Origin of the sequence: Rhizobium sullae (assembly GCF_025200715.1) — a bacterium.
Classification (GTDB): domain Bacteria; phylum Pseudomonadota; class Alphaproteobacteria; order Rhizobiales; family Rhizobiaceae; genus Rhizobium; species Rhizobium sullae.
The window spans coordinates 2,515,638-2,531,586 of sequence record NZ_CP104143.1; the positions used below are offsets into that span (position 1 = coordinate 2,515,638).

Genomic DNA, 15,949 nt, shown 5'->3' on the forward strand with positions numbered 1-15,949 from the left:
GCCACCGGCAAATAGCGCAGACTCCCGTCAGGAGCGGAAGAGCCTCGTCGTCTGCGTCTCGTGCCGCAGCGAGGCGATATCCGCCTGAACCGCCGCCGAACCCAGATCGTCGAGCGTCGAACAGGAGGCCCTATGCGCAGTTGCGGCGATCGCCTCTTCCAACCGCGCCAGGATGGCGACGCCGTCCTTTTGTCCGGCGACGCCGAGCCGGATGCCGGCCGAGACTGACTGCGAGACATAAGCATGCAGGAAGGCCGCGAGTGCCTTTTGCAGCGCTATGCCATGAGCGCTGGCGGCTGCGCCGACGGCAACGGGATAGGCAGCGGCCCGCGGCAGCCGATCGAAGACGGTATCGGGCCAGGCGCGTGCCGCCGCCAGAAAGGCGTCGCCGAGCAGCATAGTCTCCTGATGGCGCTCCCGCGACCCAGCAAAGGCCTCCGCCAAGGCGGCAAGGTTCGCAAGCTCCGCTGCATCCGATTGCATCCGCCAGCTCGCTGCAAAGAGCACGGCATCGTTCCAGATGCTCCCGTGGGAAACCAGTGTTTCGATCCATCCGTCCAGCGAGGCCGCATCGGTGACGAGCCTGTCATGGACGGCGCGCTCGAGGCCGCCGGAATAGGCGAACGAGCCGACCGGAAAGGCCGGCGAGAGCCATGCCATGAGACGCAGCAAGCCCTGTAGGTCGCCGCTCCGGCTCATTGCGGTTTAGTCATGCGCGTGGTGGCCATGATCGTGCCCATGTGAGTGACTGCCATGGGAATGGTAGGCGCCGCGGGCAGGCTGGAATGGCTCGGTGACTTCGCTGACAGTCGCGCCGAGCCCTTCGAGCATCGACCGGATCACATGGTCGCGAAGGATCAGGATGCGTTCCTCTTCGATCTGCGCACCGAGATGGCGGTTACCGAGATGCCAGGCAAGCTCGATGAGATGCAGCCGGTCCCGGCCCTTGATCTCGAAAAGCTTTTCGTCCGCGGCCTGAATTTCGATGAGTTCGCCGTCCTCGAGGACCAGCATGTCGCCGCTTGAAAACAGCACCGGTTCCTTCAGGTCGAGCATGACCATGTCGCCGTTTTCGAGATGCAAAAGTTTACGGCGCAGATGCCTCAGATCATGTGGCAGGACGACCTTGCCAATGGGATTGGAAGACGGGGTTCCGGCCGGAAGGTAGGAGGTAACGCGCTGCATGTGATGTCCGTTTCTGTGAGATCACGACCATGCAAAATAGCGCTTGGCGGCGCAAGCACCAATGCGCTTTGCGAAACAGTTATATGCCGTAGGCACGCTGCGTGTCATCGTAGTCTGGCACCGCGCCCTGGACCCCGAGACCGCCCTCGACCAGATGATGATGCCATGCGTGGTTCAGGGCGTTCCTCTCGTGAACGACGCGGTTGCGACCGAGCGCCTTTGCCAGATAAAGCGCCTTGTCGGCGGACGCATAAACGGCCTCCTTGCTGCGCCCGGGCAGAAGATCGGCAATGCCGGCCGAAATAGTGATCGATATGTCGCAGCCGTCGGCAGCGATCGGCCGTCGGGCAATCTGCGCCTTCACGGCTTCGATCTTCTGCAGCCGCTCTTCAACGTCACCGCCTGAAACGATGACGCCGAACTCCTCGCCGCCGAGACGCGCAACGACCGAAGAACCGTCGAATGCCGAGGCGAGAATTGCGGAAACCGCGATGATGACGGCGTCGCCGCAGGCATGGCCGAAACGGTCGTTGATCGCCTTGAAGCGGTCGACATCGAAGATCGCCAGCGAGGCGCGGTCATCGATATTGTCGAGCGCCTCCGTAAACGCACGGCGGTTCAACAGCCCGGACAGCGTATCGGTGCGGCTGAGCTTTTCGAACGCCGCACGCGATACCGTCAGTTGATGCATGGCATGACCGACAATCAGCGAAAGGATACCGCAGACAATGCCACTGAGGAGCCAGGACAGCGCGATGCTGTAACTGATGGAGAGAGCGAGCGTGAACGGCAGCACACCAAGGAAGGCAAGCGGCGGCATCACCACGAGGATCAACAGGATCGACAGGATAACGGCGGCAAAGCTCATCTTCAGCGCGAAACTGAAGATCGTGCCGCGATGGTGAAAATTGCCAAGTTCAGCCTGGAGAAAAATCCAGCTCCTCATGAGAATCGACCTCCAGCTCGGCGTCGCATGAAATACCTGATTAGTGCTCAACTCCTGCCGGGGTCTTAAGCAGATCGTTAAAATTGAAACGGGTTTATGCTATTTAATGTTGTGATGTTTTCGCGCGCTCGAGGCAGGCCGCTTGGAGAGGAATCAATAATCACAAAAACGAGGTCAAAAGGCTGAAAAGAAAAGATCATTAGGACTTTAAAACGTTCCAGGCACTTGGGTTGCAGCAATCTTCCTCTTCAGAATATTTTGCCGTTTTTCACAACCGATAGAAGAGCGAGGTTGATAGCTCACTTTAAGAGTAGCAAGCTGCGACGGTACCATTGGCAACACGGCTGGTAGTTCAATTGTGGAGACCAAGAGATAAGTTCAATGTCTGCGGGACAGGATTCCACCTGCCCGTCCGCAGCTCCACGGAACGCAGAGCGGCAGCAGTCCAGGTGTTGCAACCCAGCAAGGCGTTGAAATAGCCTTTCGCCTCGAAGAAACGGTCGAACATTCCGTAAGCTGCACCCGGAATCGGCACGGCCTCGCCCACCTGACCTGCAAAGCTGTTCGAAATGAAATCGAGCAACCGCTCGAACTGATTGCCGCTGAGATCGAATGCTGAAACGGATGGATGCGTTTCGGAAATATACCCCGCGACATCTACGTGCAGGACGGAACTGTCGATCGTTAGCGCCCGCAGTACCGGCAACGGCTTAAGGTCTCCCCAGGTCGGAGTTTCAAGATAGAAGGCGCGGCCGCCCCAGCCGAAAATCAGCCATTGTGCCGCCGGATCCATGACCGGAATGCCCGCGCTTTCAAGGAAAGGGAACGCCTTCCTTGCCCTGTCATCGAGTGGAATGGCAATGTCTGTGTGAATGGGGCCTGACAGCATGAGGAGCCGCAGCGATGCATTCCCATCGGAAGACGCCTGGACAGGATGGACCAGCGGTCGGGGGATGACGGTCCCGCTCGCCACCGACAGGATCAGCGGGGCCACAGCACGCAACAGCCAGCGGACGCCCCCTTTCATCAGAATTCTCCGTGCACCTGGGCGATTTCTCAGAACAGGAAATAACGCTGCGCCATCGGCAGCACGGTTGCCGGTTCGCAGGTAAGCAGTTCGCCGTCGGCGCGCACCTCGTAGGTCTCCGGATCGACCTCGATATGCGGCGTGAGGCTGTTGTGGATCATCGACGCCTTGGAGATGCCGCCGCGGGTATTCTTGACCGCGACGAGCTTCTTGGCGACGCCGAGCTTGGCCTTCAGCCCAGCGTCGAGCGACGCCTGCGAAACGAAAGTGACGGATGAGTTGGTCAAGCTCTTGCCGTATGAGGCAAACATCGGTCGGTAATGCACCGGCTGCGGTGTCGGGATTGAGGCATTCGGATCGCCCATAGGTGCTGCGGCGATCGAACCGCCGAGCAGCACCATGTCCGGCTTCACGCCGAAGAAGGCCGGATTCCAGATGACGAGGTCCGCGCGCTTGCCGACTTCGACGGAGCCGATCTCATGAGAAAGGCCGTGCGCAATCGCCGGGTTGATCGTGTATTTGGCGATGTAACGGCGGACGCGGAAATTGTCATTGTCGCCCTTCTCTTCCTTCAAGCGTCCGCGCTGGCGCTTCATCTTGTCGGCCGTCTGCCAGGTGCGGATCGCCACCTCGCCGACACGGCCCATGGCCTGGCTGTCCGACGAGATGATCGAGAAGGCGCCGATATCGTGGAGAATGTCTTCCGCCGCGATCGTCTCTTTGCGGATGCGGCTCTCGGCAAAAGCGATGTCTTCCGGGATCGACGGCGAAAGATGATGGCAGACCATCAGCATGTCGAGGTGCTCGGCGATCGTGTTGACCGTGTAGGGCCGTGTCGGGTTCGTCGACGACGGAATGACGTTCGCCTGACCGCAGATCTTGATGATGTCCGGCGCGTGGCCGCCGCCTGCGCCTTCCGTGTGGAAGGCATGGATCGTGCGGCCCCTGATGGCGCCGATCGTATCCTCGACGAAGCCGCTCTCGTTCAACGTGTCGGTGTGGATCATCACCTGCACGTCGTACTGATCGGCAACCGTCAGGCAGCAGTCGATCGCGCCCGGCGTCGTGCCCCAGTCCTCGTGCAGCTTCAGCGAGGTGGCGCCGGCGAGCACCATTTCCTCAAGCGCGCCGGGCAGCGAGGCATTGCCCTTGCCGGCGAAGGCGAGGTTCATCGGAAACGCGTCGGCCGCCTCGATCATCCGGGCGAGGTGCCACGGGCCTGGCGTGCAGGTCGTCGCCAGCGTACCATGAGCGGGGCCGGTGCCGCCGCCGAGCATGCAAGTAAGCCCGCTCATCAGCGCTTCCTCGATCTGCTGCGGGCAGATGAAATGGATGTGGCAGTCCATCCCGCCGGCTGTCACGATCTTGCCCTCGCCCGCGATCGCTTCGGTGCCCGGACCGACGATGATGTTGACGCCCGGCTGGGTGTCCGGATTGCCGGCCTTGCCGATCGCGACGATCCGTCCGTCCTTGAGGCCGATATCGGCCTTCACGATGCCGGTATGATCGACGATCACCGCATTGGTGATGACGGTATCGACCGCCCCGTTGGCGCGCGTCACCTGGCTCTGCCCCATGCCGTCGCGGATTACCTTGCCGCCGCCGAACTTCACCTCTTCACCGTAGGTGGTGAAATCCTTTTCGACCTCGATGAAAAGCTCGGTATCGGCAAGCCGGACCTTGTCGCCGATGGTCGGACCAAACATGCTGGCATAGGCAGCGCGGGAAATCTTGTGGGGCATATGTCAGGCTCCTTGGGAGGAAGAAAGAGACGGTTCGGCTGCATAGCGTGTCAGCCGGCCATCTGCGATATAGCTGTCGACGAGCTGGCTTTCGGCAGCGAAGGGGTGCCACTCCCAGCCGGTATGACTGAAGCCGGCAAGGCCGATCTCGGATTTCGGAAACCTGCTGAAGGTCTCGGCAATCGCGATCATGCCGCTGCTCGGAACGACGTAGGGTGCGGGATCAAAGGTCGCCAGGGCCTTATCGACCGCTTCATGAATCACTTTCTCAACAACTACATGCTGCTTGCCAGCTTCCGCGCAGAAGGCGTTGAACTGACTCGTATAATCGTCGCAGAAGTCGCCGAGTTCAGGATGCGAAACGGCAAGCGGCACACGCAGCGCAGCAAATTTTTCGGGATCGCGGACGCTCCAGATTTCCGAAGCTTCCGTGACGGCCGGGTGGCTCCGCCACGCGTCCGAACCCAGCATCGCCTTGGCCGGGCGCCCGGTGTTGCAGACGGCCACGACGTCGGTGCGGCCGGGACTTACGACAAAGGAGCGGCATTCGTTGAAACGGATGACGAAGTCCGCGGCTGCGATTGCCGCCGCACCTGTCTCACCGATTTCCCCATTGCCGATGATCATGATCTTGCGGCTCACCTTAGCCCCATCGCGTCGGAAAGCTCTTTGAGCTGCTTGGTGCGTTCATCGGTCAGGTTGGCAAGGCAACCCGCGACCAGCATAGGCTCCATCGTGCCGCCGCGCGCCTGGAAGCCGAAAGCCTCGCACTGGGCATCGCGATAGGAAATCCAGGCGCGTTGCGCAGTTAGCAGCGCTTTCTCGGCTCCGCGATCCTTCTCGTCCAGATCCTTGTCGGTCGCCGCGACCGCCGCACGCGCCTTCTTCCACTGCTCGTTCAGCGCTGCATCAGCCGTCTCGTATCGCGACTGCTCGCAGAAAGTCATGTCGAACTGGGTCTTCGGGGTCTTGCAATCCGGCTCCTGGGCCTGCGTTATGCCTGCCATCATCAAGCATGCCGCGGCGCCGGCGAGATACATGGTCAACCGCATCGATTCCTCCCGTTTTTTCTTCTCAGAGCTTACCCATCACGAGCTGGCGGAAGCCGTAAACTTCGCGCTTGCCGGAAAGCGGGATCAGCGTCACGGAACGTGTCTGGCCAGGCTCGAAACGCACGGCCGTGCCCGCCGGGATGTCGAGCCGCATGCCCTGCACCTTGTCGCGATCGAAGGAGAGGCCGGCATTCGTTTCGGCAAAATGGTAGTGGCTGCCGACCTGCACGGGGCGGTCGCCGGTGTTCGATACTTCAATGGTGACGGTCGGCGCGCCGGCGTTCAGTTCGATCTCGCCGCTTGCGGCAATGATTTCGCCTGGGATCATCTTATCTCTCCTCACGCCGCCTTCACGGGCGCGCAGCCCTCGGCTTTCACGACACGTTTCGTCGATGCCGGATATTTGCCAAGCATGGCTGCTGGACGCACCGGGCGGCGGGTGAACTCGCCGCCGCAATTCGGGCATTGGCCCTGCAACACATCGCTCGCACAATCGGCACAGAAGGTGCACTCGAAGGTGCAGATCATTGCCTCCCGGCTTTCCGGCGGCAGGTCCTTGTCACAGCATTCGCAGTTCGGTCGAAGTTCGAGCATCAGAGCCTCCTCAGCGAATCGGTTCGTGGACGGTGACGAGCTTGGTGCCGTCCGGGAAAGTCGCCTCCACCTGCACGTCATGGATCATCTCGGCGACGCCCTCCATCACCTGATGCCGGCCGATGACATGCGCCCCCGCTTCCATCAACTCGGCCACCGGCCGGCCGTCACGCGCGCCTTCCACGACGAAATCGGTGATCAGCGCAATCGCCTCAGGATGATTGAGCTTCACGCCGCGTTCCAGCCGGCGCCGCGCCACCATCGCCGCCATCGAGATGAGCAGCTTGTCTTTTTCTCTCGGAGTGAGGTTCATCGTCCATCCACTTGCTTGAAACTAGAGATTCCAGACTTTCGGCACAGGCGCTCCGTTGCGCAAGGCGGAAATGACCGGGATCAGGACTTTTCTGAGGGCAAATCCGTCAGCGGCTGCAGCGCGCACGACGAGCTTGCCGTTCCAGGCGCTGGCGCCCGCCATGTGGTCGTCGAGCAAGGGGCGCACCTTCGCGAGATAGCTATCGGCGAGGGGACCAGTATAAAGCAACGTAGCAAAAGCCACCTGCCCGCCGAGGATGGGTTGGCGCGCAGTCAGCGCGCTTACGGCACCGTCAAGCCGCAACTCCTCGGCATGGATCAGCCTGCCAGCCCGGCGGATGCGCCAGCGATCGCGGAAGAGCCCGGTCTCCATCGCCTCGCCCATCGCCTTGCGGCCGAGCAGGATCGCCTCGACAGCCAGGAATTCCGCCGTCTCGTCGAGATCGACGTCGAGGCGGCGGAATAGCGAGGCGCGATCGAACAGGATGGTCTCCTGCGGCAGCCAGTCGACACGAGATCCAGCGCCTGCCTCAATCGTCGTCGTGACTTCAGCCGTTCCAGCGGATGCCTTGTAGATCTTCTCGCAGGCCTGCGTCGTCACATCGATGCGTGTTCCGGGTCCTGCGACAACGCTCCAGTTCATCCGGTCGCCGCCGGTCAGCCCGCCGGCGGTGTTGATGATGACGGCTTCCAAGGAGTCATCGAAGGTCTCCGGCAGGCGGATTTTGGCGGCACCCTCCTGATAAAGTTCGCGGATACGCGCCCGCCCGTCCAGCAGCTTTGCCGCCAGATGCCCCCGCCCCTCGGCCCTTTGCGGTCTGATGATTGCGGCCACGATCGTCATTCCATTCCCTTGGCACCTTCGCCGCTTGCCCGGCTGTTCTCATTCAATCCGGCAAATAGTTGAAAGCAAGCAATTTTTATGCCGCCTGCCGATCTTAGAGGAGCGATGGCGGGCATGCTTGGTCAGAACATGGAAGCTGCCTTGGAATGCGGCATATGCCGCTCAAACGGTCAGGTGGCGGCGCGCCTCGGCCGTATCCAGTGTCTCCGCCGACCCCTCCTGGACGATCTCGCCGCGGTCCATGATGTAGACGTAGTCGGCAAGCTCGCGGCAGAAATCGAGATACTGTTCGACGAGCAGGATTGCCATACCGGTCGAGTCGCGCAGATAGCGGATGGCCCGGCCGATATCTTTGATAATCGACGGCTGAATGCCCTCGGTCGGCTCGTCCAGCACAAGGATCTTAGGCCGCGTCACCATGGCCCGCCCGATCGCCAGTTGCTGCTGCTGACCGCCAGAAAGATCGCCGCCGCGACGGGACAACATCGACTTCAGCACCGGGAAGAGACTGAAGATGTCGTCGGGGATGTTGCGGTCGCGGCGGCCAAGCGGAGCAAAGCCGGTTTCGAGGTTTTCCTTGACGGTTAGCAGCGGGAAGATTTCACGGCCCTGCGGCACGTAGCCGATGCCCTGCTTGGCACGCGCGTAAGGCGGCAGGCCGTTGAGCGCCACATCGTTGAAGCTGACTGTTCCGGCGGACAGCGGATGCTGGCCGGTGACGGCGCGGAGAAGAGAGCTCTTCCCCACGCCGTTCCGCCCCAGCACGCAAGTGATCTTGCCCATGTCCGCCTTGATGGAGATGCCGCGCAGCGCCTGAGCGGCGCCATAGTAAAGATTTGCGTTTTCGACTGTCAGCATGATGCCATCTCCTGGCGTTTTTCGGATACAAGATCCCCTCTCCAGCCCCTCCCCCTTGTGGGGATGGCTTGGGGAGTGGTCAGAGTCCCACGAACGACAAACAGATCGATCATCCCTCACCGCCCCAAATAATTTTCGATCACCTTCGGATCGGAACTCACGAAATCGATTGACCCTTCCGCGAGCACCGAGCCTTCCGCCAGGCAGGTCACCTTGACGCCGAGATCGCGGATGAAGCCCATATCGTGTTCGACGACGACGACGGAGCGGGTCTTGGCAATTTCCCGGAGCAGTATCGCAGTCTCGGCTGTTTCGGCATCCGTCATGCCGGCAACCGGCTCGTCGACGAGCAGCAGCTTCGGCTCCTGCGCCAGCAGCATGCCGATCTCCAGCCACTGCTTCTGGCCATGCGAGAGGTTCGCCGCGAGTTCGTCGCGACGATGCGTCAATCGCACGGTTTCCAGGATTTCCTCGATGCGCACCTTGTCGTCGGAAGACAGGCGGTAGAAGAGCGTCGGAAAGACGCCGTGCTTACGGTTCAGCGCCAGTTCCAGATTGTCCCAGACCGTGTGGCTTTCGAACACCGTCGGCTTCTGGAATTTCCGGCCGATGCCGAGCTGGGCGATGTCCGCTTCATCCTTTTTGGTGAGATCGATCTCGCCGTTGAAATAGACCTCGCCCTCGTCAGGCCGCGTCTTGCCGGTGATGATGTCCATCATCGTCGTTTTGCCGGCGCCGTTCGGGCCGATGATGGCGCGAAGCTCACCGGGCTCGATCACAATCGAAAGCGAGTTCAGCGCTTTGAAGCCATCGAAGGAAACCGAGACATTGTTGAGGTAGAGCACGCTGTTGGGTTTGATATCCGGGATCATAACCGCCTACTCCGCTGCCTGGATCTTTGCATCGACGCCTTCTTCCTGCAGAGCGGGTGGCACTGCTTCCGTCCTCGGCTTTTTCTTGCCGAGATATTGGGCGATCGTGCCGACGATCCCCTTCGGCAGGAACACCGTCACGGCGACGAAGAGACCGCCGAGGGCGAAGAGCCAGAATTCCGGGAAGAGGCCGGTGAAGATGGTCTTGCCGCCGTTGACCAGGATGGCGCCGATGATCGGCCCGATCAGCGTCGAGCGACCGCCGACCGCCGTCCAGATGACGACCTCGATGGAGTTCGCCGGTGCGAATTCGCCGGGGTTGATGATACCCACCTGCGGCACGTAAAGCGCACCCGCAATTCCCGCCATCATGGCCGATACGACGAAGGTGAAAAGCTTGAAGTGCTCGACACGGTAGCCGAGGAAGCGTGTGCGGCTCTCCGCATCGCGCACGCCGACCAGCACCTTGCCGAATTTTGAGCGCACGATGGCGGAAGCAAGCAGCAGCGAGAGCGCCAGAAAGATCGCCGTGGCGGCAAAGAGTGTGGCGCGCGTGCCGTCCGCCTGCACGTTGAAGCCGAGGATCTCCTTGAAATCCGTCATGCCGTTGTTGCCACCAAAGCCCATGTCGTTGCGGAAGAAGGCAAGCAGCAGCGCATAGGTCATTGCCTGCGTGATGATCGAGAGGTAGACGCCATTGACTCTGCTGCGGAATGCGAACCAGCCGAAGACGAAGGCAAGTAGGCCAGGCACTAGCAGCACCATCAGCGCCGCAAACCAGAACTGGTCGAAGCCGTACCAGAACCACGGCAGCTCCTGCCAGTTGAGGAACACCATGAAGTCCGGCAGGATCGGATTGCCATAGACGCCTCGCGAGCCGATCTGGCGCATCAGGTACATGCCCATCGCATAGCCGCCGAGCGCGAAGAATGCACCATGGCCGAGCGAGAGGATGCCGCAGAAGCCCCAGACGAGATCGAGTGCCAGCGCCAGCAACGCATAGGTCAGATACTTACCGAACAGCGCCATGATGTAAGTCGGGATATGCAGCGCGTGATCCGGACCGGTCAGCAGATTGAGCACCGGCACCAGCACAGCGACCGCGAGCAGGATGGCGATGGCAATCGAAATCTTGCGGTCGAGCGACCGGAGCAGGAAGGCCGCAATCATGCTTCCACCGCCCTTCCTTTGAGTGCGAAGAGCCCGCGCGGACGCTTCTGGATGAAGAGAATGATGAGGACAAGCACGAGGATCTTGCCGAGCACAGCGCCGGCGAAGGGCTCGAGGAACTTGTTGACGACGCCGAGCGACAGCGCGCCGACCAGCGTGCCCCAGAGATTGCCGACGCCTCCGAAGACCACAACCATGAAGCTGTCGATGATGTAGCTCTGGCCGAGGTTCGGCGAGACGTTGTCGATCTGCGAAAGGGCCACGCCCGCCATGCCGGCGATACCGGAACCGAGCGCGAAGGTGAAGGCATCGACCCAGCCGGTGCGGATGCCCATCGATGATGCCATGCGGCGGTTCTGCGTGACCGCGCGCATCTGCAGGCCGAAGGCGGAGCGCTTCAGGAGCAAGAGCAGGGTCACGAAGACGATCATCGAAAAGACGATGATCCACATCCGGTTCCAGGTGATCGACAGCCCGCCGAGTTCGAAGGCCCCGGACATCCAGCTCGGATTGCGCACTTCGCGGTTGGTCGGGCCGAAGATCGTGCGGACCGCCTGCTGCAGGATCAACGAAACGCCCCATGTGGCCAGCAGCGTTTCAAGCGGACGGCCGTAGAGATGGCGGATGACCGTGCGTTCTATGACGAGGCCGACGAAGCCTGTGAACAGGAACGCAGCCGGAATCGCAATCACCAGCGAATAGGTTGCGAGCCCGGGAAAGGTCGATGCAATATATTCCTGCACGACATAGGTCGTGTAGGCGCCGATCATCACCATTTCGCCATGCGCCATGTTGATGACGCCCATGACGCCGAAGGTAATGGCAAGCCCGATCGCCGCGAGCAGCAGTACCGAGCCGAGCGACAGGCCGTACCAGATGTTCTGCACGATATCCCAGAGCGCCAGATTGCGCTTGATATTGGCGATATTGGCCTCGATGCCGGCCTTCAAGTCGTCGGGCGCGGTCTCCATCGCGGTGGTCAGGATGGTGAGCGCGTTGCGGCCGCCGCGCGCCGCGATCGTATCGATCGCCGCCTTCTTCTCGCCGGCGCTGACATCGCTTTTCAGCATCATCACCGCACGAGCCGCTTCCATCGTGTTCTTGACCTCGGCGTCCTTTTCATCGGCGAGCGCCGAGTCCAGGAGATCGAGATTGGAAGGGTCGGAATCCTTGAGCAACCCTTGGGCGGCAGCGAGCCGCGCGGTACGGTCCGGGCTCAGCAGCGTCAGCGTGCTCACGGCGCTGGCGATCACGCCGCGCAGGGAATTGTTGATCTTCACCTTGGACATGTAGTCCGGATCGACATCGGCGGCAGCTTCGCCGGTGATAGGGTCGGAATAGGTCGGCTCGTCATCCGTGCCGCCCTGCAGGAGAACGGGACCGCCTTCTTCGGAATTCACGTAGAGCTGGCCGTCGCTCAACTGCTGCAGGACTTGGCCGACATGCGGATCCTTGGAAGCGACGAGCGCCTTGATGGCCGCCTCGCGGGCATCGAAATCGCCAACACCAAGCGCATCGATGAGAGGGTGAATGTCTTCCTGTGCCTTGAGCGCCGTCGCGAATGCCGGCAGGGCGAGGCAAATCGTCAGAAGGAAAATCTTGATGGCGCGAAACATGGGCTCTCTCGCCTGGCTTGTCGTTGGCCTTGTGGGCAGCAATCGCTCGGGACGGAGCTTCCGCCCGGATAAGGGATCCGGACGGAAGGCTTCAGGCAGTCAACGGATCGGGATCGTACTCAGGAGCCCTTGCCGCCGCACTTGCCCGTTGCAGCGTTGAAGTTGCCGCAGTTCATGGGCTTGCGCCAATCGGAGATCAGGTCCTTGGAGTCCGGCAGGAAGTCGGACCATTCGTCACCGACGACGGCTGACGTTTCCTGGACGATTTCGAACTGACCGTCAGCCTGGATTTCACCGATCAGCACCGGCTTGGTGATGTGGTGGTTCGGCATGACGGTGGCATAGCCGCCGGAAAGGTTCGGAACCGTGGTGCCGATGATGCTGTCGAGAACCTTGTCCGTATCCGTCGTTCCGGCAGCCTGGACGGCCTTAACCCAGGCATTGAAGCCGATATAGGCGGCTTCCATCGGGTCGTTGGTCACGCGCTTGTCGTTCTTAGTGAAGGCGTGCCACTCCTTGATGAACTTCTTGTTCGCCGGGCTTTCGACCGACTCGAAGTAATTCCAGGCAGCGAGATGGCCGACGAGCGGCTTGGTGTCGAGACCGGCAAGTTCTTCTTCGCCGACCGAGAAGGCGACGACCGGGATATCGGTTGCCTTGATGCCCTGGTTGCCGAGTTCCTTGTAGAAAGGGACGTTGGCGTCGCCGTTGATGGTGGAGACGACGGCGGTCTTCTTGCCGGACGAGCCGAATTCCTTGATCTTGGAAACTTCCGTTTGCCAATCGGAGAAGCCGAACGGCGTGTAGTTGACGATGATGTCTTCCTTCGGAATGCCCTTGGAGACGAGGTAGGCTTCCAGGATCTTGTTGGTCGTGCGCGGATAGACGTAGTCTGTGCCTTCGAGCACGAAGCGCTTGACGCCTTCCTTTTCCATCAGGTAGTCGACGGCCGGAATCGCCTGCTGGTTCGGAGCAGCACCCGTGTAGAAGATGTTGCGCGAAGACTCTTCGCCCTCATACTGAACCGGGTAGAAAAGCAGCGAGTTCAGCTCTTCGAAAACCGGCAGAACCGACTTGCGCGAAGACGAGGTCCAGCAACCGAAGACGGCCGCAACCTTGTCCTTCTCGATCAGCTCGCGTGCCTTTTCGGCAAAGAGCGGCCAGTCGGAAGCCGGATCGACGACGACCGCTTCGAGCTTCTTGCCGAGAAGGCCACCCTTCTTGTTCTGCCCGTCGATGAGCATCAGCATCGCGTCTTTCAGCGTCGTTTCGGAAATCGCCATGGTGCCGGACAGCGAATGCAGCACGCCGACCTTGATCGTGTCGTCGGCGGCAACCGCGCCGTGGAAGGCGGCTGAGGCCGCCATGACGGCGCCAAGCGCAGCACTCGTTACATAGGACTTGAGATTCATCTGGTTGAACTCCCCTCTTCTTGTTCCGCAACAGGCCGGAAACTGAAATCAACTGTTGCTTGAGGGACTATCGGGCGCTGCAGCGCAAAACCGTATACGCAATATGACGTAGAGGTGGGGGCGAAATGAGCAGATCGGGGAGGAACGGCATTCTGCCTCTTCCTCTTCTGCGGGGAGAAGAGGCCCGTCAGGGCAGATGAGGGGGTGGAGCGAAGCAACGTCTTGAGCGACAAGCGAAAGGCCGAACATACCGCGAAGCCCCTCATCCGGCGCTTCGCGCTTAAATGCGATGATAGCCCTGCGGATGCCTCTATCTGCTATCCGTCGATCGTCAAGGTAACGGCTGTCGGGCCGTAGGCAACGCTTGCCTTATGGCCCTCGACGCTCACCTTGCCGAAAGTCCCGGTGACAGCATCCGCTTTCAGGAACTCGATCTTCGTGCCCGGCGCCGGCGCATAGCCGTCGGCAAGGGTCACGCGAAGTTCGCCGGAAAGTACCGCCTTGCCCTTGACGATGAGGCCGCCCTTGCCGCCTTCTCCGAGCGTCGGCTTCATCACGGCGCTGGCGCGCTGGCGATAGTCGCCGCCGACGGTCACTGGCTTTTCGGCCACCAGGATGAGCGAACCGCCGTCGACCACCAGATCGCCGCTGCCGAAGGCCGCCGGCGACAGGGCCGCCAAAGCACCCTCCTCCAGCACCGTGCCGCCGGTATAGCCGTTGGCGCCGGAAAGCCCGAGGATGCCACCGCCGCGCTTGACGAGCCGACCCGTGCCTTGAATGTCGTTCCTCCAGGTGTCCAGCTCGTTGAAACCGCCCTTGGCTGCGTCCATCGTCACCGTCACCTCATCCTCGAACGCGCCGTAGCCGTCCGCGGCGGCGAAGAAGTTGAGGCGGCCGTAACCTTCCGTATCGTCGAGCAGCGGATAGCCCGAAGCGATTTCGGTGGTTTCCAGCACCGCGCGCCGCTGCTCGGCGTCGAGATAGGGCAGACGCGTTTCGAGGAGCACTTCAGCACCCTTCGGCACGCGCGGCGGCCGGTCGGTCGCGTCGACCGGCGCGAAACCGTAGGTCAGGCGTTCAAGCACATAGGCGCGGTTCGCGCTGCTGTCTGCGAAGCGGTCGTTGGCAAGCACCGCCGCATGCGACAAGGCGTCAAGACCGGCCTCGCCCGTCGCGCCGCTCTTGATGGCGAGCCAGGACTGCGCCTGGCGGTAAGCATCACGCTTCAATGCGGCGTTCTCCGGCTTATTGAGGTTGTAGACGACCGTCGCGGTGGCGAGAACGCGGCCACCCATGACGTCAAGCGGCGAATGCATACCGGCCAGTATGCGGCTCTCGCCCATTTCGCTGGCACGCGTCAGCATTTCCTGAAAGCGTTGCGGCACGAGATAGGCCATGGAGAGTGCATCGCGCCAGGCTTCCGCCGCATGCCCACTCGGGAAACCGCCGTCTTCGGCCGGCTTGCCGTTCTTGGCTGGCTCAAGCGTCGGGAGGACCACCACATCCTTGCTCCAGCGATAGGGACGCGCATATTTGAAATAGCGCTTGGCGGCTTCTGTCGAGCCGTCGCCGCTTGCGGCGTTGATGAGGTCGACCGCAAGGCCCATGTCCGGGTTCGCATCGGTCTTGGTTTTCTCGTCAGCTTTGCTGCCGAGCCCGCGATTGTTTCCCTTGTCGTCGTACTTCACTGTCGTCGCGTCGGCGGCGACTTCCGTAATCGTCGTCGTCTGCTTTGACCCGGCCTTCCAGGCATCCGTCAGCGGACCAAGGCCGTCGACAATGCTGGCATTCTTACCTCGCCGGTCGTCGAGATAGGCGACGATGGCCTGCTGCGCCGTGCGCGCACGGGTCACCTTGATGACATAGGCGATATTCGCGTCGTGAACCGCCTGGTTGACGATATGGCCGTCGGTCGGGCTGAAGGGAATGCCGTCCCAATCGGTCTTGGCAACGGCCGGGCAATTGTCCTTGGCCGGCGCTTCGACGCCCGCATCGACGAACGGCGTGCGCGGCGTCCAGATATTCAGAAAGCCTGAGAGAAGACGCACCGCGGCATTGCTGTCTGCGGCCGAAAAGCAGGCATCGCCGCGCTTGTTGGTGACGCCGGCATCGACATAGGCCGGGGCCGACTGGGCACTTGCAAGCGACGGCACAACGGTCAGGAGAACGAAAAGCGCGGTGGTCAACCGGCAACGGCGCAAGACAGACATAATGGATTTTCCGTATTTTTTAGGAAGGAATTCCGGAGTGGTAGGATTTCGTTGTGACAGAGGCGTTTCAAAAATATGGCTGTTCCATGAACTTGCGCGCCGCGCCTCT

17 protein-coding genes are annotated in these 15,949 nt (G+C 61.3%); all 17 read right to left on the reverse strand.

The features are described from left to right. Window positions 1-27: 27 nt before the first annotated feature. Window positions 28-699 (reverse strand): urease accessory protein UreF, encoded by a 672-nt coding sequence (locus N2599_RS12820; RefSeq protein WP_027510167.1) that lies wholly within the window; start codon window positions 697-699, stop codon window positions 28-30. A 6-nt stretch (window positions 700-705) separates the two neighbouring features. Further along, window positions 706-1,185, reverse strand: a complete 480-nt coding sequence (ureE, locus tag N2599_RS12825) for an urease accessory protein UreE (RefSeq protein ID WP_027510166.1) — start codon at window positions 1,183-1,185, stop codon at window positions 706-708. 79 nt (window positions 1,186-1,264) lie between these two features. Then, a complete protein-coding gene (locus tag N2599_RS12830; protein ID WP_027510165.1) occupies window positions 1,265-2,131 on the reverse strand; it encodes a GGDEF domain-containing protein in 867 nt (288 codons plus the stop codon). A gap of 352 nt (window positions 2,132-2,483) precedes the next feature. Continuing rightward, window positions 2,484-3,158, reverse strand: coding sequence for a TIGR02117 family protein (locus N2599_RS12835; protein ID WP_027510164.1), 675 nt, complete (start codon window positions 3,156-3,158; stop codon window positions 2,484-2,486). A 29-nt stretch (window positions 3,159-3,187) separates the two neighbouring features. Further along, window positions 3,188-4,900, reverse strand: coding sequence for an urease subunit alpha (gene ureC, locus N2599_RS12840; RefSeq protein ID WP_027510163.1), 1,713 nt, complete (start codon window positions 4,898-4,900; stop codon window positions 3,188-3,190). A 3-nt stretch (window positions 4,901-4,903) separates the two neighbouring features. Continuing rightward, window positions 4,904-5,527 (reverse strand): hypothetical protein, encoded by a 624-nt coding sequence (locus N2599_RS12845; RefSeq protein ID WP_027510162.1) that lies wholly within the window; start codon window positions 5,525-5,527, stop codon window positions 4,904-4,906. Between the two features lie 11 nt (window positions 5,528-5,538). After that, complete coding sequence (locus N2599_RS12850; RefSeq protein ID WP_027510161.1) at window positions 5,539-5,952, reverse strand: lysozyme inhibitor LprI family protein; 414 nt, start codon at window positions 5,950-5,952, stop codon at window positions 5,539-5,541. Between the two features lie 22 nt (window positions 5,953-5,974). Further along, the gene (locus N2599_RS12855; RefSeq protein WP_027510160.1) at window positions 5,975-6,280 is read right to left on the reverse strand and encodes an urease subunit beta; all 306 of its coding nucleotides are present in this window, start codon (window positions 6,278-6,280) and stop codon (window positions 5,975-5,977) included. Window positions 6,281-6,291: 11 nt separating this feature from the next. Further along, window positions 6,292-6,546 carry a DUF1272 domain-containing protein gene (locus N2599_RS12860; RefSeq protein ID WP_027510159.1) on the reverse strand — a complete coding sequence of 85 codons (255 nt, stop codon included), beginning with the start codon at window positions 6,544-6,546 and terminating at the stop codon, window positions 6,292-6,294. A 10-nt stretch (window positions 6,547-6,556) separates the two neighbouring features. Beyond that, entirely contained in the window at window positions 6,557-6,859 is a 303-nt protein-coding gene (locus tag N2599_RS12865; RefSeq protein WP_024315673.1) for an urease subunit gamma, read from the reverse strand. A 21-nt stretch (window positions 6,860-6,880) separates the two neighbouring features. Beyond that, window positions 6,881-7,702, reverse strand: a complete 822-nt coding sequence (locus N2599_RS12870; RefSeq protein ID WP_027510158.1) for an urease accessory protein UreD — start codon at window positions 7,700-7,702, stop codon at window positions 6,881-6,883. A 162-nt stretch (window positions 7,703-7,864) separates the two neighbouring features. Continuing rightward, window positions 7,865-8,560: an urea ABC transporter ATP-binding subunit UrtE gene (gene urtE / locus N2599_RS12875; RefSeq protein WP_027510157.1), complete on the reverse strand. Its 696-nt coding sequence runs from the start codon at window positions 8,558-8,560 to the stop codon at window positions 7,865-7,867. Between the two features lie 116 nt (window positions 8,561-8,676). Beyond that, window positions 8,677-9,432, reverse strand: coding sequence for an urea ABC transporter ATP-binding protein UrtD (gene urtD, locus N2599_RS12880; RefSeq protein WP_027510156.1), 756 nt, complete (start codon window positions 9,430-9,432; stop codon window positions 8,677-8,679). 6 nt (window positions 9,433-9,438) lie between these two features. Beyond that, entirely contained in the window at window positions 9,439-10,602 is a 1,164-nt protein-coding gene (urtC, locus tag N2599_RS12885) for an urea ABC transporter permease subunit UrtC (protein ID WP_027510155.1), read from the reverse strand. Beyond that, a complete protein-coding gene (gene urtB, locus N2599_RS12890; protein WP_027510154.1) occupies window positions 10,599-12,218 on the reverse strand; it encodes an urea ABC transporter permease subunit UrtB in 1,620 nt (539 codons plus the stop codon). Before urtB ends, urtC begins: the two co-directional genes overlap by 4 nt. A 119-nt stretch (window positions 12,219-12,337) precedes the next feature. After that, window positions 12,338-13,630 carry an urea ABC transporter substrate-binding protein gene (gene urtA, locus N2599_RS12895; protein WP_027510153.1) on the reverse strand — a complete coding sequence of 431 codons (1,293 nt, stop codon included), beginning with the start codon at window positions 13,628-13,630 and terminating at the stop codon, window positions 12,338-12,340. A 317-nt stretch (window positions 13,631-13,947) separates the two neighbouring features. After that, window positions 13,948-15,840 carry an acid phosphatase gene (locus tag N2599_RS12900; RefSeq protein ID WP_027510152.1) on the reverse strand — a complete coding sequence of 631 codons (1,893 nt, stop codon included), beginning with the start codon at window positions 15,838-15,840 and terminating at the stop codon, window positions 13,948-13,950. Window positions 15,841-15,949: the final 109 nt, after the last annotated feature.